The organism is Desulfuromonas sp. (assembly GCA_002869615.1).
Lineage (GTDB): Bacteria > Desulfobacterota > Desulfuromonadia > Desulfuromonadales > UBA2294 > BM707.
This window is the reverse complement of record PKUH01000095.1, coordinates 24,296-43,075: the sequence shown is the minus strand read 5'-3', so window position 1 is coordinate 43,075 and position 18,780 is coordinate 24,296. Positions and strand designations below refer to the sequence as shown.

19 protein-coding genes and 1 pseudogene are annotated in these 18,780 nt (G+C 50.4%); 18 read left to right on the top strand and 2 right to left on the bottom strand.

Features of this window, described 5'->3' with window-relative positions:
* Positions 1-2: 2 nt before the first annotated feature.
* From C0623_09555 to holA, 16 genes and pseudogenes are all read left to right on the top strand, one after another.
* Positions 3-386, top strand: coding sequence for a response regulator (locus C0623_09555; protein ID PLX99311.1), 384 nt, complete (start codon positions 3-5; stop codon positions 384-386).
* Between the two features lie 9 nt (positions 387-395).
* Positions 396-2,444 (top strand): chemotaxis protein CheA, encoded by a 2,049-nt coding sequence (locus C0623_09550; protein ID PLX99310.1) that lies wholly within the window; start codon positions 396-398, stop codon positions 2,442-2,444.
* A complete protein-coding gene (locus tag C0623_09545; protein ID PLX99309.1) occupies positions 2,437-3,240 on the top strand; it encodes an ATPase in 804 nt (267 codons plus the stop codon). The genes C0623_09550 and C0623_09545 overlap by 8 nt, the downstream gene beginning before the upstream one ends.
* A 27-nt stretch (positions 3,241-3,267) precedes the next feature.
* Positions 3,268-4,065, top strand: coding sequence for a chemotaxis protein CheW (locus C0623_09540; protein PLX99308.1), 798 nt, complete (start codon positions 3,268-3,270; stop codon positions 4,063-4,065).
* Between the two features lie 22 nt (positions 4,066-4,087).
* Entirely contained in the window at positions 4,088-4,459 is a 372-nt protein-coding gene (locus C0623_09535; GenBank protein ID PLX99307.1) for a two-component system response regulator, read from the top strand.
* The gene (locus C0623_09530) at positions 4,456-4,986 is read left to right on the top strand and encodes a chemotaxis protein CheW (protein ID PLX99306.1); all 531 of its coding nucleotides are present in this window, start codon (positions 4,456-4,458) and stop codon (positions 4,984-4,986) included. The genes C0623_09535 and C0623_09530 overlap by 4 nt, the downstream gene beginning before the upstream one ends.
* 27 nt (positions 4,987-5,013) lie before the next feature.
* Positions 5,014-5,943, top strand: coding sequence for a hypothetical protein (locus C0623_09525; protein ID PLX99305.1), 930 nt, complete (start codon positions 5,014-5,016; stop codon positions 5,941-5,943).
* 9 nt (positions 5,944-5,952) lie between these two features.
* The gene (locus C0623_09520; protein ID PLX99304.1) at positions 5,953-7,977 is read left to right on the top strand and encodes a hypothetical protein; all 2,025 of its coding nucleotides are present in this window, start codon (positions 5,953-5,955) and stop codon (positions 7,975-7,977) included.
* Positions 7,978-7,984: 7 nt separating this feature from the next.
* On the top strand, positions 7,985-8,863 hold the full coding sequence (locus tag C0623_09515; protein PLX99394.1) for a chemotaxis protein CheR: 879 nt from the start codon (positions 7,985-7,987) through the stop codon (positions 8,861-8,863).
* Positions 8,860-9,924: pseudogene (locus tag C0623_09510) on the top strand (chemotaxis response regulator protein-glutamate methylesterase). The gene C0623_09515 and the pseudogene C0623_09510 overlap by 4 nt, the downstream one beginning before the upstream one ends.
* Positions 9,925-10,008: 84 nt before the next feature.
* Positions 10,009-10,839 carry a diguanylate phosphodiesterase gene (locus C0623_09505; protein PLX99303.1) on the top strand — a complete coding sequence of 277 codons (831 nt, stop codon included), beginning with the start codon at positions 10,009-10,011 and terminating at the stop codon, positions 10,837-10,839.
* Positions 10,840-10,855: 16 nt separating this feature from the next.
* Positions 10,856-11,230: a response regulator gene (locus tag C0623_09500; GenBank protein ID PLX99302.1), complete on the top strand. Its 375-nt coding sequence runs from the start codon at positions 10,856-10,858 to the stop codon at positions 11,228-11,230.
* Between the two features lie 32 nt (positions 11,231-11,262).
* Complete coding sequence (locus C0623_09495) at positions 11,263-11,481, top strand: translation initiation factor IF-1 (protein ID PLX99301.1); 219 nt, start codon at positions 11,263-11,265, stop codon at positions 11,479-11,481.
* Positions 11,482-11,600: 119 nt separating this feature from the next.
* A complete protein-coding gene (locus C0623_09490; GenBank protein PLX99393.1) occupies positions 11,601-14,153 on the top strand; it encodes a leucine--tRNA ligase in 2,553 nt (850 codons plus the stop codon).
* Positions 14,150-14,671 (top strand): hypothetical protein, encoded by a 522-nt coding sequence (locus C0623_09485; GenBank protein ID PLX99300.1) that lies wholly within the window; start codon positions 14,150-14,152, stop codon positions 14,669-14,671. Before C0623_09490 ends, C0623_09485 begins: the two co-directional genes overlap by 4 nt.
* Positions 14,671-15,672, top strand: a complete 1,002-nt coding sequence (gene holA, locus C0623_09480; GenBank protein ID PLX99299.1) for a DNA polymerase III subunit delta — start codon at positions 14,671-14,673, stop codon at positions 15,670-15,672. Before C0623_09485 ends, holA begins: the two co-directional genes overlap by 1 nt.
* A 75-nt stretch (positions 15,673-15,747) precedes the next feature.
* Here the strand turns inward: holA and C0623_09475 are convergent, their stop codons facing one another.
* A complete protein-coding gene (locus C0623_09475) occupies positions 15,748-16,011 on the bottom strand; it encodes a 30S ribosomal protein S20 (protein PLX99298.1) in 264 nt (87 codons plus the stop codon).
* Positions 16,012-16,247: 236 nt separating this feature from the next.
* Here C0623_09475 and mviN point away from each other — a divergent pair, with 236 nt between their 5' ends.
* Together mviN and C0623_09465 are read left to right on the top strand one after the other, a co-directional pair.
* Entirely contained in the window at positions 16,248-17,813 is a 1,566-nt protein-coding gene (gene mviN, locus C0623_09470; protein ID PLX99297.1) for a murein biosynthesis integral membrane protein MurJ, read from the top strand.
* Complete coding sequence (locus C0623_09465; protein ID PLX99296.1) at positions 17,810-18,310, top strand: cysteine methyltransferase; 501 nt, start codon at positions 17,810-17,812, stop codon at positions 18,308-18,310. The genes mviN and C0623_09465 overlap by 4 nt, the downstream gene beginning before the upstream one ends.
* Here C0623_09465 and C0623_09460 read toward each other — a convergent pair.
* A complete protein-coding gene (locus C0623_09460) occupies positions 18,303-18,779 on the bottom strand; it encodes a tRNA (uridine(34)/cytosine(34)/5-carboxymethylaminomethyluridine(34)-2'-O)-methyltransferase TrmL (GenBank protein ID PLX99295.1) in 477 nt (158 codons plus the stop codon). The two genes, C0623_09465 and C0623_09460, sit on opposite strands and share 8 nt — an antisense overlap.
* Between the last annotated feature and the right edge of the window lies 1 nt (position 18,780).

Sequence of the window (18,780 nt, the reverse complement as noted above, 5' to 3'; positions counted from 1 at the left end):
CAATGGAGACTGGATCGGTGTCCAAAAAAATTCTGATTGCTGAAGATTCCCAGACGATGCGGTCGCTGATCGCTTCGACAATCTCTGTTATGGGTGGTTATGAACTGATCGAAGCGGCCAATGGTTTCGAGGCGCTCAGGATCCTGCCGCGGGAAAAGGTTGATCTGGTTATTACCGACATCAATATGCCGGATATTAATGGTCTCGAACTGATCAGTTTTATCAAAAACAATCCGAATTATAAGGAAACACCTCTGTTTATTATCAGTACGGAGGGGAGTGAAAAAGACCGCGAAAAGGGAATTTCTCTCGGGGCTGATGCCTACTTGGTCAAGCCTTTTAATCCCGAGGAATTGCAGGCGCTCATCCGGCAATACCTTGTTTAGGAGGCCTCTTTGTCCAGCGACACGTCCTCACAAGCGCTAAAAGAATTTCTTGGCGAGGCTGAAGAGATAATCGAGAAGCTCAATCTTGATCTCGTAACCCTCGGGGATTCGGTAGAGCAGGGTGAGTCCGATCCTGAGCTGATCAACAGTATCTTCCGTGGCGCGCACTCGCTCAAAGGGCTGGCCGGGATGTTCGGTTTCAGCGATGTCGCCGACCTGGCGCACCATATGGAGAATCTGCTCGATAATTTCCGACTTGGCAAAATCCCGCTCAGTGACAACCTGATTGAAACCCTTTTCGAGTCCCTCTCTTTTCTGACCCAGCTTGTTCACGGCAAAAGTGAAGATGAATCTTTCAGTTGCGATATATCATCTGTTATCGCCCGTATACAGTTGGTTATGTCAGGCAACGCCGCTGGCGGTTCAGGTCTGGCTGACTACGATATCGATCCGGAAATTCTTAATGTTCTGACCGAGTATGAAGAACATCGTTTACTCGAAAACCTGAAAAAAGGGAACAATCTTTACCGGGTCAAGGTCAGTTTTGATCTTTCCAATTTTGATCAGGGACTGGCATCGGTCTCTGATCTGCTAAAACAGCTTGGTGAGGTTATCAGTACGCTGCCTTATGCCGGTGACCTGGCCGAAAAAATTGCTTTCCAGCTCCTTCTCGGAACGGACCGCAGTGTCGCAGATGTTGTCGAGTTGATCGCCGACGACGAAATTGTTGTAGAATCGATCATCGGTGGCACCTCACAATCTGTGGCCGATACTTCTGTGGATGATACTGCAGGTTATGTCGAGCCCGAGGTCGATATTGCTGCACCGGGTCAACAGGATGCCGGAAGTAGTCTCCGATCGATCAGTCGCACGGTTCGGGTTGATATCGACAAACTCGACGAGCTGATGAATATCGTCGGTGAACTTGTCCTTTCAAAGGGGGCATTCATCGATATTGTTGATCGACTGAAATCGAGCGGTCGGGATGAAATTGTCAATAAAATACAGAAGGCGACCCGGGAACTTGAACGTAAACTCGAGGATCTGCAAAAAGGGGTCATGGATGTCCGTATGGTTCCGGTTGCCCAGATATTCGATAAGATGTTGCGGATCGTCCGCCAGGTCGCCAAATCCCAGGATAAAAAAGTCGCACTTGATATTCAGGGCGCAGATACGGAGCTTGATAAGCTGATTGTTGAAGACCTTTCTGATCCTTTGCAACACATCATCCGCAACGCGATTGATCATGGTATTGAGTCACCGGCCGAGCGCAAGGCAGCCGGCAAACCGGAGCAGGCGACAATCTGCCTCTGGGCTTCGCAGAAGGGTAATCATGTCGTTATTGAAATAAAGGATGATGGCCGCGGCATAGACGAGGAAATCATCCGGAAAAAAGCAGTCAGCAAGGGGTTGATCAGCAGTAATACCGAATTGACCCGGGAAGATGTCTACGATCTAATTTTTATGCCCGGATTTTCAACCCGGGAAGAGGTCAGTGAGCTGTCGGGGCGCGGTGTCGGTATGGATGTCGTCAAAAACAATATTGCCGCACTCTCCGGCATGATTGAAATTGACAGTGAAGTTGGCAGAGGTACTTCGTTGGCAATTACTCTACCGATCACGCTGGCGATTATAAAGGCTCTGATTGTCGACGTTTCCGACAGAACCTACGCAGTTCCGATTAACTCGGTTCTCGAAACCCTGATGATAGAAGAATCCTCGATCAAGACGATTGAACGCAAGGAAGTTATTGAACTGCGCCAGAATACCTTGCCGTTGCTCCGTTTGGCTGAGATTTTCGATTTACCGAAAAAAGAGAGTCAGGATGGTCGTTGTTTCGTCGCCGTTGTCGGCCTGGCCGAAAAACGGCTCGGTATTGTTGTCGATGATCTGCTGGGTCAACAGGATGTAGTGATCAAGTCTCTTGGCAACACGTTATCCTTTGTCAAGGGGATTGCCGGTGCTGCCGATCTCGGAAACCAGAAAACTATTCTGGTTCTTGATGTTGGCGGTCTGATGACTGAAGCGCTGCGTGGAGACAGTAACGTCAATGTATGAGGCATTTTACGGACTGACTGACAAGCCGTTCAGTAAAACACCGGATCCTCGCTTCATGTATCTCAGCAAGAAGCACAAGGAGGCTCTTTCCCGCCTGGTCTATGCGGTTGAAGAGCGGGATCTTATTCTTCTGACCGGCGAGATTGGCTGTGGTAAAACAACACTGTCCCGTGCCCTGATTGATGAGCTCGATGAATCATATAAGGTGATTCTTCTGATTAACCCCCGGTTGTCTCCGATGGAATTCCTGCGCTCATTGGCGGTGCGAATCGGGATTGAAGAACCGGCCCGGTTCAAGGTTGATCTCCTTGAACAAATTGGTGGTCAGCTATATGGTCTTTATGAAACGGGAGTCTGTCCGGTTTTAATTGTAGATGAAGCCCAACTGGTTCCGCATAAGGAGACTTTTGATGAAATCAGGTTGTTAACCAATTATCAACTCGACGATCAAAACCTGATCAGCGTTGTTCTGATGGGACAACCCGAGTTGCGCAAACGCCTGGCACATCGTGTTTATGAACCTTTAAGGCAGCGCTTCGGCATGCAGTATGATCTCAAGCCTCTTGATCGGGAAGAGATCGGAGACTATATCGATTGCCGGATCGAGATTGCGGGTGGTCCATCCGGGATTTTTCTACCGGATGCGATTGACCGGATTTATGAGTATTCCGACGGGATTCCCCGCAAAATTAATCATGCTGCGACCCTGGCCCTGCTCGAGGGATTTGGCAGGGATGTCTCGACCATTGATGGCTCTGTCATGCAGGCCGTGATGGCTGAACTTGATATGAACTAGATTCTACATAAGTGAAAGCAGTGACAGATGGATCTTGTTGAGATCAGAAAAAAAGCGAAAGTCAGACAGCAGGATAAACGTGATTCGGAAAAACCGGTCAGTGAGCCGGTCGCGGATCAGGTTGATCAGCCGCCGGTTGATGAACCGCCTGTAGCTGAGCCTCCTCCAATCGAACCGGACGAAGAGCCGATGCAGGAAGATGCCGTTGCCGGGGAAGAGGTTAAGGTTGCCGACGAGCCTTTTATCGAAGACCCGGTTGCAACCGAACCGGAGCAGCAAGAACCGGTGGAAAACGATCCTCTCGATGCCCTTTTCGCTTTCACTGTCGACGGTGGCCTGGCAACTGAGGCGAACTATCTGCAGGCGCTGACCAACGATGATGATAGCGTCGATCAGGATGTTCAACAATGGTTGACGTTTGCTCTGGCCAATGAAGAGTATGCGCTGACGATTGATTCGGTGAGTGAGATTATAAAACCCCGTGAAGTGACAGATATTCCACGTGTTCCTGATTTTATCAAGGGCATTATCTCTCTCCGTGGCATCATTGTCCCGGTGTTTGATCTGAACCGCCGTTTGAACCTTGATCAGACCGAAGTCAGTTCTTCGTCGAGAATTATCGTTTGCCAGAATAACGAACGTCTGGCCGGTTTTATCGTTGACAGGATTAATCAGGTTGTAAATGTTCCATTAGCAAATATTGAACCGCCACCAACGGTTTTGTCGGGCCTTGATCGTGACTTCGTTGAAGGAGTTGGCAGGGTTGATGGCAAGATGTTGATTTTATTGCATTTATCAAGCGTTATGGATGCTGAACTCGTTTGATTGAAGGAGAAAGGAGTCTCCCGTGGCTAAGAAGAAGATTCTGATTGTCGAAGATGAAGAGAGCTTGCTCAAACTGGAAAGCATTCTTCTTACATCGAAGGGGTATGATGTTCGCGGTGTTTCCAACGGGCAGCAAGCGCTGGATGCCATTGCCGAAGAGAAGCCGGACCTGGTACTGCTCGATATCATGTTGCCTGAAATTGATGGCTTTGAAGTCTGCCAGCGCATTAAGGATGATCCGGAAACCACCGACATCCCGGTGATTATGCTGACTGCGAAGAAAAGCCGGGAAGATATGGCTCGCGGTGAAAAAGTCGGAGCCGACTGGTACATCACCAAACCATTCAAGTCGGTTATGGTTATCGAGACAATACAGCGGTTTTTGGCAAAATGATTAAAGAGTTTTCTCACTCCGATGCAGCATCTGAATCGGAAGAAACCTCGCGGAAGGAGATTCAGCTTGCCTGTTTTCAGGTTGGCGATCAGTTGTATGCACTCGACATCCTCCGGATCAAGGAGGTAATCAGGCCGCAGAAGCTGACTCCTGTTCCGAAAGCGCCTCGATTTATCGAAGGGGTAATCAACCTGCGTGGGGCTGTGATCCCGGTTGTTGATCTGCGTCGTCGCTTTGATCAGCCGGTCGTCGATGGCGGCCATAAAAACAGGACGATCATATCTGTCCTTGCCGGCAAGGTTATCGGTCTGATGGTGGATGAGGTCGCTGAAGTGAGGACCTTTACCCGGCAGGAGATTCAGCCGGCACCAAGGTTTTTGAAAGGACAGGAGGCCGACTATTTTCTCGGCGTATGTCAGCGCGATGAAGACCTGGTCATGATCCTTAATCTTGAGAAAATCCTTTCAACCGATGAAAAACTTGATCTCGACCAGATCCGCACGAATCTCAATGAGATTGTCGATTAAAGAAATAGGATTCAATAAATCATTTAAATGGAAATAGATATGATAACCAATTGTCCAACCTGTTCTTCCCAGTACCGATTGAATAAGGAGAAGTTTGGCGGTAAACAGGTCACTTTGAAATGCGTTAAATGCCAAAAGGTTTTCCAGGCACAGGTCCCGGCATTATCACAACCGGCAGTCTCGATCCATGTTCTGATCGCGCATAATGATCAGGCTCTGTGTGAAACGATCAGTGCTATTCTGCAGAAGGCGGAAATCAGTTGCCACATCAGTCACGACGGGCCGAGCGCTCTGACCCTGATGAAGGCAAAGCCGCCTCAGGCGATTATTGTCGATGTTGCGTTGCCGGGATTGTACGCTTTTGAGGTAGTCGAAAAGGTCCGGGCAATTCCCGGCCTTGAAAATGTCAAAATCATTCTTCTCTCTTCTGTCTACAACAAGATGGCTTACAAGCGGACGCCGGCGTCATTGTACGGTGCCGATGCCTATATCGAAAAACATCATATTCCGAATGATCTGGTTGCTTATATCCACCAATTGGTCAGTGGTGCTGAACCGGCGACTTCCGAACCACCTGACCCCTCTGAAGTACAGGTTCCCGGCGAAGTTCCCGCACCGGGCGAGGAGCAGATAGCCAGGCAATTCACCGACGAAATGAACAACAAGATTCAGCAGGCTGAAGAAGATGAGATTTCGGCGTCCGAAAAAGCTGAAGTCCCGGAAAAGGCGCACCGCCTCGCCCGTAATATCGTCTCTGATATAGCCCTGTATAATCAGGAGAAAGTTGAAGAGGGGATTCATTCCGGCACCTTTTTTGATCTTTTGGCCAAAGAGATAAACGAGGGCAGAAAACTTTTCAAGGAACGTTTTCCGGGCCTTGTCGAGAATGGCAACGATGTGTTGCAGGTCGAATTTGAGGCATTTATCGCCCGTCGACGAGCTGAAGGAGCCCCGTAGGAGTTATTGATGGCAGAGCTGTCGGACAATATCGCAAAAATTCAACAGTTGCTGAAGTCGGAGCAGGAAGAAGAGCGGCTCGGTGCTTTACATCTGGTTGACCGGAAAAATGCAAACTCGTATCTGGCACAACTTTATACTGCTTTCACCGATTCCAGTTGGCGGGTTCGCAAGGAAGCAACCGAGATTTTCCTGCTGATTCCTCGGGTCGAAGAGCATATCGAGGAAATTATCAGGTTTCTTTACTCTGAGGACAATGCCGGATTGCGTAATACCGCCGTGGAAATTCTGATCCGCCTCGGCCGGTTCTCTGTTCCGCCGCTGATCCGTGAGATTAAATCCGAAGATCAGGACGTTCGTAAATTCGCACTCGATATACTTGGTGAGATTCCGGATGATCGTTCCATCCCGGCGATGATTGAAGCCCTCAAGGATGATGACAGCAATGTCCGGGCGGCGGCGGCCGAAAACCTCGGCAAGCTTGGTGCCTCCGAAGCGGTTACGCCGTTGCTCGAGGCGATGGAGAAGCCGGATCTGTTGTTCCGCTTCACCATTCTCGAAGCCCTGGGGCAGATTGATGCCTCGGTTCCGGTTGATCGATTACTTGATTACAGTGATGATAAGTTGTTGCGCAAAGCCCTGCTCGATTGTCTTGGCCGGGTCGGCGATGCTGCGGCTATTCCTTTTCTGGTTCAGAGCCTGTCAGATGAAATGAAGAATGTGCGCGAGGCCGCCGTCATGGCTCTCGGACAGATTTCTTATCAGGCCCGTGACTTTTTCGGCAATGTCATGGTGATGCGCTCTAATGAGTCGGTTACTGCAGCGGTCAAAGAGTTGCTCGTAGATGGTGGGCCGTCGATTCAGAAGGCCGCGATATCTCTGCTTTCCTGTATCGGCAACAAGGACAGTGTGTCGAGTTTGCTCGGGTTAATCGATGATCCTGATCTCCGTGAGGATGCCGTCAGCGCCCTTGTCGCTCTTGGCCGGATGGATACGGCGGCACTTCTCGGTGCCTGGGGTGGAGTCGAAGGTCGGGCCAAGGCCTATCTGGCATATCTGTATGGCGAAGTCGGGGCAACCTCGGCGGTAGATCTGTTGTTGTCGGTCAGCAAGGACCCTGATCCTGAAATGCGGCAGGTTGTAATCCAGTCGCTTGGCAAGGTCAGTAATGAAAAGGCGCTCCCTGTATTGATTGAAGCCCTCGGCGACGATGTCGAGGAGATCTGTGAAACGGCACTTCAGGCCCTTTCGCTTTTTGGCGAGCGTTATCGGGAGCAAACGGTAAAAAGTGTGAGCCCGCTACTCGAGCATAGTGATCCACAAATCAGAATGTATGCCGTTACGGTTCTTGGGCGCCTCGACGGAGATGAGATCGAGGAACATCTTGCCTTTGCCATCAAGGATGAATCAGCTCAGGTGCGGAGTGCGGCGATCAGGTCAATCGAAGGGAAAACAGGTGCCGGGCATCTTCCCGCCCTGATGCTAGCCCTGACCGATGAAGAAAATGAAGTACGGGCCCTTGCAGCCGAGACCCTCGGACTGACCGGCGATCATGAGGTCGTCGATCCGCTCTGTCTGGCTCTTCAGGATGAAGATATGTGGGTCAGGTCGGCGGCAGTCCGTTCACTCGGTCGACTCTGTGGTGCCGATGCCGCGCCGATGATTGCTCCGGTGTTGATGGATCCGGTCGGTATGGTCAGTATTGCTGTCCTGGAGACCCTGGATACCCTCGGCCTGTGTGATTTTCAGGATTATTTATTGCGTGCCCTCGAACATAATGATGATGAAGTGGTCAGTGCAGCACTGAAGTTCCTTCAGTATTCGGGAAGCAGAGACTGGATCAGGGGTGTTGAAGAGAAATTACTGAATCACTCACATCAGGAAATACGACTCGAAGCGGCGCGGGTACTGGCGGAAATAGAAGGTCCTGCTTGCTGCAACAGGTTGGAAATTATGATGCAGAATGAAGATAACGACATCGTTCGTCAGGAATTGCAATATCTTCTTTCTGGCTTGAAACAGGGGATTGAATAACCACGAGATGTTGTTTTCAGGTCCGGAAATAGAAATGAATGATGAGGAGTTCCGCCTGTTGCGGGATTTCATCTATCAGCATTGTGGAATTTTCTTTGATGAAGGATCCAAGTTCCTGCTTGAGAGACGTATCGGCAAGCGCCTGCAATATCATCGCCTCTCCAATTTCAAGGATTACTACTACCTGTTGCGTTACAATAAGGTGAAAGATCAGGAGCTCAACGAAGTCATCAATATCATCACTACCAATGAGACCTATTTTTTTCGTGAAGATTTTCAGCTCAAAACATTTACCGATGAAATTCTGCCGGAATTGAAGATACGCAAGGAAGCGAACAACGAAGAGAAAAAAATCCGCATCTGGAGTGCCGGATGTTCAACCGGTGAAGAGCCTTATACAATTGCAATGTTGATATTCGATAAACCGGAATTCAAGGATTGGCAGATTGAAATTGTCGGTACTGATATCAGCCATCGCGTCCTGCAGGTTGCTCGTAAGGGAGTTTATGGCGACGCCTCGTTCCGATCGACCGATGAGGCGATCAAAAAAAGATTTTTTACTCCGGTTGACGATAAGTTCCGAATTAACGACGAAATAAAGAATCTGGTATCGATCAGCCATCTGAACCTGTTTGATGCGCCCCGGGTGTCACTCCTAGGTAAAATGGATGTCATCTTCTGCCGTAACGTCATTATCTATTTCGATGTCGCTGCGAAAAAGAAAGTCATTGAAAGTTTTTTTCAGCGATTACGGCCTGAGGGATTTCTTCTGCTCGGCCATTCCGAATCCCTGATGAACATAACCAGTGCCTTTGCCCTGCGCCATTTTATCAATGACATGGTCTACCAGCGTCCGGCCCCGCAAAGCTTTATGGTGCAGCCATGAGTAAAAACACGATAAAAGTCCTGGTTGTTGACGACTCGGCTTATAATCGTCGTACCATCATCCGGATGCTCGAGGAGATCCCGGGGGTTAAGGTTGTTGATTATGCATGTGATGGTGAAGAAGCGCTGCGCAAGGCCATCGACCTGAAGCCTGATCTGATTACCCTGGATCTTGAAATGCCCCGCATGGACGGTTTTACCGTTTTGCGGATTATTATGCAGAATCGGCCGGTTCCGGTCATTGTCGTTTCCTCCCGGTCTGACGATGAAAACGTTTTTCGCGCAATGGAATTCGGCGCCGTAACATTCATTCCGAAGCCGAGTGCCAGGATATAGCCCGAGCTGTTCAATATCCGTGACGATCTGCACGCGAAGGTAGCGGCGATCGTCGAAACTGACATGGACAAGGTTCTGCGTCGTTCGCAAGAGGGAGGGGTACCCAAACCGCAGAGACTCCGAAGCGCACTGAAGGAGGGCCGCAAAAAAAGTCCATTCGAACTTGTTGCGATCGGAGCATCGACTGGCGGGCCGCCGGCCCTGCAGAAGATCTTCTCTGAAATTCAGGATCCGATTCCGATCGCCTTCGTTGTTTCTCAGCATATGCCGCCCGGCTTCACCAGGGCGTTTGCTGATAGGCTGAACAAGTTTTCAGCACTAGAAGTCAAGGAAGCTGCAAATGGCGATGAAGTTCGGCCGGGACGGGTTCTGGTAGCTCCGGGTGGCGCCAATATGACGTTCAGGCGGCGCGGCAACACAATCGTTGCCCATATTCAGGATCCTGACCCCGGCCAGCGCTATGTTCCTTCTGTCGACAAAATGTTTGATTCGGTTGCCGGTTTTTTCGGGCTGGCCACCCTCGGTGTTGTCCTGACGGGAATGGGTAATGACGGCGCAGCCGGTTCTTTTCGGATCAGTGAGGCGGGAGGCAAGGTTCTTGCTGAATCCGAGGAGAGTAGCGTCGTCTTCGGGATGCCGAAAGAGGCGATCGCAACCGGAAAAGTGAGTCGTGTTGTCGATCTTGACGGGATGTGCGATGCTATTCTCAATGAATGTGGTTTTTAGAATAATCTGTGGTAATTTGTGGAAATTTTCAAATGAGACTGTTAGGATGTCCTGATTAGATTTTCCTGCTACGAGGAGAGGTAAATGACAGAAAAGGATAAAGAACAAGTGCCTGATCAGGAAAAAAGGGCTGAGGAGTTTCTTCAGGTTTTCAAGAAGGGGGCTGATTTTACCCACGACCTGCTCAAAGAGAATGAACGTCTGCGTTATCAGGTTGTGCAAATTGAAGAGCAGATGAAGGCACTCAAAAGCTCGGAAGGTTCTGCTGATTCGAGTGAACTGCTTGATAAAATCAAGAAGCTTGAAGACGAAAAAAATGAAATTCTCGGCCGGATCAAGCAGGTAGAAGCAGAAAATGTCGACTTTGCCAACCGCTATGTTGAGATTGAAAATGAAAACAACATGCTGGCAAATCTCTACATTGCTTCTTATCAGCTGCATTCGACGCTAGATTTCAAGGAGGTCCTTCAGGTTATTCTTGAAATAGTCATTAACCTGATCGGGGCAGAAGAGTTTTCGGTCCTTCTGCTCGACGAAAAGACCAATAAACTCCAGGCCGTTGCCAGTGAAGGCTTGCAGAACAGCGAATTGCCTTCTTTTGAACTGGGTGAGGGGATTATCGGCGAAATGGCCAAGACCGGTGAAAACTACTTTAATGATGATCTCGAAGGGTACGAAAGGGATTTCCATCATCCTCTCGTCTGTATCCCCCTGAAAATCAAGGAACACGTCATTGGCGTTATTGTCATATATAAAATATTGGTTCAGAAGGAAAAATTCAGCGATGTTGACTATGAGCTCTTCACGTTGATGGCCGGTCATGCTGCGACCGCAATTTTTTCTTCGAAGCTCTATACGGAATCGGAGCGAAAACTCTCGACGATTCAGGGCTTCATAGATCTGATGACCAAGTAAGGTACCGGAGGGATAAATGTCGACATTCAATGTCCTCGTTGTTGAAGATTCACCCACTATGCGTCAACTTATTGTGTTTGCGTTAAAGAGGGTTCGAGGCCTCAATATCACCGAAGCAAACGATGGTGTTGATGGTCTGAAGAAGATTTCAGCGGAAAAGTTTGACCTCATTCTGACCGATATCAATATGCCGATTATGGATGGCTTGAAACTGGTTAGCCTGGTTCGGAATGATCCGAACTACAAGGATGTCCCCATCGTTATCATTACGACCGAGGGTGCCAATGAGGACAAGGAAAGGGCCATGGCAATCGGTGCGAACGACTATATCACCAAACCGATCCAGACGACCAAAATCATTGATGTGACCAGGCGGTTACTGAATATCTGATTATAATAAAGCGCATGTGAAGGAGAAGTCTTTTGGCTAAAGAAGAAGCGATTGAAGTTGAAGGTGAAGTTATTGAGCCGCTACCGAATGCAATGTTTCGGGTTAAACTCGACAACGACCATGTCGTTCTGGCCCACATTTCGGGAAAAATGCGGAAATATTATATCCGGATTCTTCCGGGTGACCGGGTGACCGTTGAGTTGTCGCCGTATGATCTGACCCGTGGCCGTATTACCTATCGGGAGAAATAAGCAGAACGATCACCAGTCTGGCGATGCGTCGCAATGCCGGGCTGGTAAATTTGAATCTGTCAGTGTTGATACCGGCTGTTGCCGGTATTCCTGTTTCTAATTACCTACAGGTGTTTTTTATGCAAGAGCGTTATGATGCCGCTGCTGTCGAAAAGAAATGGCAGCAGATCTGGGAGTCGGAAGAATCGTTTGCTGTTTCCGAGGATTCGGACCGTCCGAAATATTATGTCCTTGAAATGTTCCCTTATCCGTCAGGCCGGATTCACATGGGGCACGTTCGTAATTACTCGATTGGCGATGTTGTCGCCCGTTTCAAGACAATGCAGGGTTTCAATGTCCTCCATCCGATGGGATGGGATGCTTTCGGCATGCCGGCTGAAAATGCGGCGATCCAGCATGGCACCCATCCGGCCAAGTGGACCTATGAAAACATCGATAACATGCGGGTTCAGCTTAAACGCATGGGCCTGTCGTATGACTGGAATCGGGAATTTGCGACATGCGATGCCGATTACTATCGTTGGGAACAACTGGTCTTTCTGAAAATGCTGGAACAGGGCCTGGCCTACAAGAAAAGCTCTTCGGTGAACTGGTGCCCCGATTGTGAGACGGTACTGGCCAACGAACAGGTTGAGGATGGCTGCTGCTGGCGTTGTGACAACGAGGTCGTTGATAAAGAGCTTGAGCAGTGGTTCTTTCGGATCACCGACTACGCCGAAGAGTTGCTTGAATGTATAGATCAACTCGATGGCTGGCCGGAATCTGTTCTGACCATGCAACGCAACTGGATCGGTAAAAGTATCGGTTGTGAAATAGACTTCCCGCTTGAAAATAGTGAGCAATCGATCCGGATATTCACCACCCGACAGGACACTCTGTATGGCGCAACCTTCATGAGCCTTGCACCGGAACATCCAAAAGCCCTTGAACTGACAACCGGAGATAACAGGAAGGACGTAGAAGCCTTTATTGCCAAGGTTGGCAAGCAGGATAAAAACAAGCGAACCAGCGAGGATTACGAAAAAGAGGGTGTTTTTACCGGAAGTTATTGCATCAACCCGGTCAGCGGTCGGAAGATGCCTGTCTATATTGCCAATTTTGTGTTGATGGATTACGGAACCGGTGCGGTTATGGCTGTTCCGACCCACGATCAGCGTGACTTTGAGTTTGCGAAAAAATATGACCTGCCAATGGTGGTCGTTATCCAGCCGGATGAGGCTCTGGATGTCGACTCAATGTCCGAAGCGTGGACCGGACCCGGTACGATGGCGAATTCCGGAAGCTTTGACGGGCTTGATAATGAGACGGCCAAGGAAGAAATAGCAGATTATCTCGAGGCTGAAGGCCTTGGAACAAAAGCGGTCAATTTCCGTTTACGTGACTGGGGTGTTTCCCGGCAGCGTTACTGGGGGACGCCGATTCCGGTTGTTTACTGTGATGCCTGCGGAGTGGTTCCGGTCCCGGAAGATCAGTTGCCGGTCGTTCTGCCGACCGACGTCAAATTTACCGGCGGGGGGGGGAGCCCGCTGGCCGCCCTCGAGTCTTTTGCCGGAACCGATTGTCCGGCATGCGGCAAGCCAGCCCGGCGCGAGACCGACACGTTTGATACGTTTGTTGAAAGTTCCTGGTATTTTGCCCGCTATGCCTGTGCTGATTACGATCAGGGCGTTCTTGATAAATCGAGGGCCGAGTACTGGATGCCCGTTGATCAGTATATCGGCGGAGTAGAACACGCCGTCATGCATCTTCTGTATGCCCGGTTTTATACCAAGGTTCTGCGCGATCTCGGGTTGATGGATATCGACGAGCCTTTTACCAACCTGCTGACCCAGGGTATGGTCTGTATGGAGACCAAGGAGTGCCCCGAGCATGGCTGGCTCTATCCGGAAGAGATTGTCGACGGTACCTGTACCAAATGTCAGAATAGCGTCGTCACCGGGCGTAATGAAAAGATGAGTAAGTCGAAGAAGAATGTTGTCGACCCGGACCACCTGATTCAGCATTACGGCGCTGATACGGCCCGGTTATTCTCTCTTTTCGCGTCACCGCCGGAAAAGGACCTTGAGTGGAACGAACAGGGTGTTGAGGGGTGCTATCGTTTCCTGAACCGGGTCTGGCGTGGTGTTTTTGATAACTTCGAATTGATTCGTGATGTTGCACCGGCGACTTCGGCCGAAGGGAAAGGTCGTGATCTCCGGCGGATTGTTCACAAGACAATCAAAAAAGTCACCGACGATATTGACGGCCGATTCCATTTCAATACGGCTATTGCCGCGATTATGGAACTGGTCAATGCTATCTATGGTTTTGCTGAAAAAGATCAGCACCCTGAGGTTATGCGCGAGGCACTGGAAACCGTTGTTGTTCTGCTGACACCGTTCGTACCGCATGTTGCCGAAGAGATGTGGAGCCTGCTTGGAAATGAAGATCGGCTGTCGACCGGATCCTGGCCGCAATGGGATGAGGCAGCGCTGGTTGAAGAGAGTAAGCTGATTGTTGTCCAGGTCAATGGCAAAGTTCGCGGCAAGGTTAAGGTGCCGGCCGATATTGCCGAGGATGATCTGAAAGAAGCCGCAATTGAAGAAGAGAATGTCGCTCGCTTTATTGCTGACAAAACCGTCCGGAAAGTTATTGTTATTCCAGGACGCCTTGTGAATGTGGTTGTCTCTTGATCATCAGAATATACATTTTTACGCTCCTGTTGTTCGTTGCAGGGTGTGGTTATCAGTTCAGCGGAGCAACTCATGCTCTGCCCGGTGATATCTCCCGGATCAAGGTTAACCTGTTTGAAAATCTGACCGCCGAGCCCTATCTTGAAAGCTATATCACCGCCAGTACGAATCTCAGGTTGATGCGACAGTCCGAGGTCGTTCTGGTTGAGTCTCAAGAGGCGGCCGAAGCTGTTCTGCAGGGCCAGATTTTGCAGTACCGTCTGGCGGCCATCAGTTATGATTCACTCGATAATATTCAATCATACCGTATGACAGTGCGGGTTGGCGCCAGCCTGAAAAGACTGAGTGATGGTAAAATCCTCTGGCGGGGTGAGATTGTTCGTTATCATGACTTTGTCACTTATGGCACGTCAATTATCGCCCAGGAAGATCGGGAATCAGCAGCCCAGAAGGCGCTTTCAGAGCGGATCGCAGAAGACCTCGCCTGGCAGATGGCCACAGGTTTCGGAGGGGAATGATGACGCCCGGTGAGTTGCAGAAAAAAATCAAGTCGGCCGAAATCCCTGGTTTGATTTATCTTTATGGCTCGGAATCGTTCTTTATTCAGCGCACCCTCAAACAACTCATCGATGCCATTGTTGCCGCAGATGCCCGTGACTTCAATTTCCAGGTTTATCATGGCAAAGAGACCAGGATAGAGGACCTTCTCGATAGTATCCGCACGCTCCCGGTCTTTGCGCCGAAAAGGATGGTCGTCGTCAAGGAGGCCGATAAGCTGCCGGCGGTTGACCTCGATGCCCTGTCTCCTTATGTCGAAGAACCGGTTCCTGAGACATGCCTGGTTATGGTTGGAGATAAAATTGACAAAAGAAAGAAATTCTTTCAGCAGTTTGCAAAGAAAGGTGCCCTGGTCGAATTCAGGGGGTTGTATGAAAACCAGATACCGTCTTTTGTCAAGGATCAGGCTGGGGCGGCTGGATACCGCTTTACCGAAGATGCCCTGGCACTGTTTTGTCGACGCTCCGGAACCAGCCTGATGGAGATCGACGGCGAACTGCAGAAACTCTTTCAGTACGTCGGGCAGGAGCGCACCCTGGTCGATGTTTCTGATGTCGAGGAGATTGTCTCTGATACCCGGGTTGACAGTATCTTCGATATGGTCAACGCGATCGGGCAGCGCGATGCCGGGGAGGCCCTCCGCCTGCTCGGTCGACTGCTCGATGAAGGGATCGCTCCGCTGGTTGTCCTGAGCATGTTGGCGCGCCACTTTCGCCAGCTCTGGATGTCGCGAGAGCTGATTGATGAGCGGGTCGGACGCAAGGATATTTCCAAGAGGATCGGCGTAAACCCATATTTCATCGATGGTTTGCTCAAGCAGGCCAAACTGTTTAATCACAAACAGTATCGCCGTTCTTTTGAGCTTTTCTTGACGACCGATATCGCCCTCAAGTCGACCGGCAATAATCCCGGGGCGCTTCTCGAGGAGCTGCTGCTCGAGATTTCCGGTCTCGAGGCCTGATTCAATAGCAGCGAGTAACTACAAAAAAGGCCTGAACAGATGTTCAGGCCTTTTAAATATAATTTGTTATACCGTCTAGTCGAGGGTATTCATCAGCTTGTTCAGGCGGGAAATCTTGCGGCTGGCAGTCGCCTTATGAATAACGCCTTTGGTTGAAGCCTTGTCAATATATGGTACGACAACCTTCAGCGCCGCAGTTGCTGCTTCCTTGTCGCCATCAGCAACGGCAGTACGGAAATTTTTGACATACGTGCGCATGGTCGTGCGGACATGAGTGTTGCGGGCATTGCGAATTGCGTTCTGACGATTTCTCTTGATAGCAGATTTATGGTTGGCCACTCTTGATTCCTCCAGAAAATTGATTGATTGTTTAACGGAGCGTTCTTTTACCATTGTCGAAACGTGCAGTCAAGTTAAAATATGCTAATCTGGAAACGTAAACCCCCTGAAATGCTGGGATTGTAGCCCTTTTAATCAGGATTAAAATAATATAATCCTTGAAAGTCGCATGGCCCGAAACGTCTGCTACATGAAATTCGTTGCGACCGCCATATCGGTGTGTTAAATCATTCAGAATGTCAGAGAAGCACAGAATAGCCATGGCTACAGGTTTAATGGGAGCCGCTACCGGCGTCAGCCGTGTCGCCGGACTGGTACGCGATATTGTCGTCGCCAGACTGTTCGGTGCCGGTTTTGTCACAGATGCTTTTTTCATGGCATTTACCATCCCGAACCTTTTACGGCGTTTTTTTGCTGAAGGATCGTTGACCGCAGCATTCGTTCCAACCTTCTCCGATATCTACCATAAAGAGGGTGAGGAAGAAGCCCGCCGGGTCGCCTCTATCTGCTTTACGCTGTTGTTTGTCATCATGGCGGCTGTCACGGTTATCGGTATTGTTGCTTCGCCGGAAGTTGTACGCTTGATCGGTTTTGGATTTGAAGCGGTTCCGGGGAAGCTTGAATTAACCGACATGCTGAACCGGTTGATGTTTCCGTACATATTATTTGTTTCATTGCTGGCGCTGGTAACCGGCATCCTCAATGTTCGAGGCCATTATTTTCTGCCCTCATTTTCGCCGGTTGTGCTCAACCTGTCGATGATCGGGGCGGCTGTTCTGTTGTCGCCCCGGCTTGAGACCCCGATAGCAGCACTGGCCATCGGCGTACTGCTCGGTGGTATTTTGCAATTACTGATGCAGTTTCCGCTCCTGTTCCGCTTCGGCTACAGCCTCAAGCCATCGTTTAACTTTTCCCATCCGGCGATTCGGCAGATCTCACTGCTGATGCTCCCCGGTATTGCCGGGGTGGCAATTTACCAGATTAACGTCGTTGTGACCCGCCTGCTGGCCTCATTTCTGCCCGAAGGTTCGGTCTCTTATCTTTACTATGGACAACGTCTCTTCGAGTTTCCCCAGGGAATCATCATTGCCTCTTTGGCCCAGGCGGTGTTGCCGGCGATGAGTCGGCAACTTGCAGATGATGATCTCGATGGTTTCAGGGAATCCTTGCATTATTCCTTTGAACTGTTGTTGTTTCTGATTCTGCCGGCAACGCTCGGCCTTATGCTCTGTGCCGTTCCGGTCTATTCGGTTTTCTTTATGAGCGGCGAGTTTACCGCCGCTGCAGTCCGCCAATCGGGCCTGGCGCTGGTCGCCTATGCACCGGGATTGATTTGTGTCGGGCTGAGCCGGGTCGTCGTCCCGGCCTTTTACGCCATGAAGGACACGCGGACACCGGTCTGGGTATCTTTCTGGACACTGCTGGCAAACGCCGGGCTCGGACTTCTCCTGATGCAGTTCTGGGCTCATGTCGGTCTCGCTGTTGCCCTGACCCTGGCATCATTGTTTAATGCCATCGTTCTCCTCTGGTTGATTCAGCGCCGCATCGGCGGGCTGCGGCTGTCATCCCTTTCAGTGATGCTTGTCAAGGTGGCTCCCGCGCTTTTGGTCATGTCTGTGGTCGTCTGGGCGGTCTTGCAGTTTGGTCATTGGAATGCCGATACTGAACGGATTCGCAATTCCGCTGTCCTTCTGACCGCTGTCTTTTCCGGAGGTGCGATATATCTGGTCATCTGCAGGCTGTTCGGGGTGAACGCCCTTAATGAGCTCGGTAGTATTTTGCGAAGAAAGAAGGATCGATGAAGTCTCTGAGTGATGTTGCTACGCCGCTCGGTCTGCTCCGGGTGATTGCCGATGAAAATGCCGTTGTCGCGGTTGGATTCAACCCCGGCAGCAATGCCAAGTTGTCACGGTTCGAGGTTCAGAGTGAGCAGTCCGCCAATGCGGTCAGTGAAGAGGCCGCTAAGCAGCTGCAGGAGTACTTTTCCGGTGAACGTTTCGTCTTTGAACTGCCGCTATGTCTTGATGGATTGTCGCCATTTTCACGCGACGTTCTGGACTGCCTGCAAGGTGTTCCGTTTGGTCAGATCCTCTCTTACGGTGCCCTCGCCGAGCTGTCCGGGCATGCTCAAGCGGCCCGTGCTGTCGGGCGGGTAATGGCCGCCAACCCGATACCGATTATTGTGCCGTTTCATCGTATCGTTGGCTCGACCGGCAAGATGACCGGTTATTCGGGTGGTTCCGGAATTGCCACCAAGGAATGGCTGCTGGCGTTTGAACGGCAACATGCTGTCATTTGAGTACGCCGGTTTGTCGGAGTGCTTCATAAAGAACAATCCCTGCCGCCGTTGACAGGTTCAGACTCCTGACCGCGTCGCTGTTCACCGGTATCCGGATCGCCCGTTCCCGGTTATTTTCGATCATTGTATCGGGTAATCCGAGAGTCTCCTTGCCAAAAACGATGAAATCACCGGTTTTATAGCCGACCCCGGCATAGCTTTTTTCAGCCTTCTTCGAAGTGAACCAGAACCGTCCATCCGGATAGTTGATCCGCAACTCCTCGAAAGACGTCCACCGCCTGAGTTGAACCGATGGCCAGTAATCAAGGCCGGCCCGTTTGAGGTGCTTGTCGTCAAGGGAAAACCCGAGCTTGCCGACAAGGTGGAGAATACTTCCCGTGGCGGCGCAGAGACGGGCGATATTTCCGGTGTTGGGCGGGATTTCCGGTTCGATCAAAACGATGTGAAAGGGGCAGCTTACGGTCGGCATG

Coding starts and splice junctions, on each gene's coding strand:
- C0623_09555 (PLX99311.1), top strand. CDS start 3: ATGGAGACTGGATCGGTGTCCAAAAAAATTCTGATTGCTGAAGATTCC.
- C0623_09545 (PLX99309.1), top strand. CDS start 2,437: ATGTATGAGGCATTTTACGGACTGACTGACAAGCCGTTCAGTAAAACA.
- C0623_09540 (PLX99308.1), top strand. CDS start 3,268: ATGGATCTTGTTGAGATCAGAAAAAAAGCGAAAGTCAGACAGCAGGAT.
- C0623_09530 (PLX99306.1), top strand. CDS start 4,456: ATGATTAAAGAGTTTTCTCACTCCGATGCAGCATCTGAATCGGAAGAA.
- C0623_09525 (PLX99305.1), top strand. CDS start 5,014: ATGGAAATAGATATGATAACCAATTGTCCAACCTGTTCTTCCCAGTAC.
- C0623_09520 (PLX99304.1), top strand. CDS start 5,953: ATGGCAGAGCTGTCGGACAATATCGCAAAAATTCAACAGTTGCTGAAG.
- C0623_09515 (PLX99394.1), top strand. CDS start 7,985: ATGTTGTTTTCAGGTCCGGAAATAGAAATGAATGATGAGGAGTTCCGC.
- C0623_09505 (PLX99303.1), top strand. CDS start 10,009: ATGACAGAAAAGGATAAAGAACAAGTGCCTGATCAGGAAAAAAGGGCT.
- C0623_09500 (PLX99302.1), top strand. CDS start 10,856: ATGTCGACATTCAATGTCCTCGTTGTTGAAGATTCACCCACTATGCGT.
- C0623_09490 (PLX99393.1), top strand. CDS start 11,601: ATGCAAGAGCGTTATGATGCCGCTGCTGTCGAAAAGAAATGGCAGCAG.
- holA (PLX99299.1), top strand. CDS start 14,671: ATGACGCCCGGTGAGTTGCAGAAAAAAATCAAGTCGGCCGAAATCCCT.
- mviN (PLX99297.1), top strand. CDS start 16,248: ATGTCAGAGAAGCACAGAATAGCCATGGCTACAGGTTTAATGGGAGCC.
- C0623_09465 (PLX99296.1), top strand. CDS start 17,810: ATGAAGTCTCTGAGTGATGTTGCTACGCCGCTCGGTCTGCTCCGGGTG.
- C0623_09460 (PLX99295.1), bottom strand. CDS start 18,779: ATGCCGACCGTAAGCTGCCCCTTTCACATCGTTTTGATCGAACCGGAA.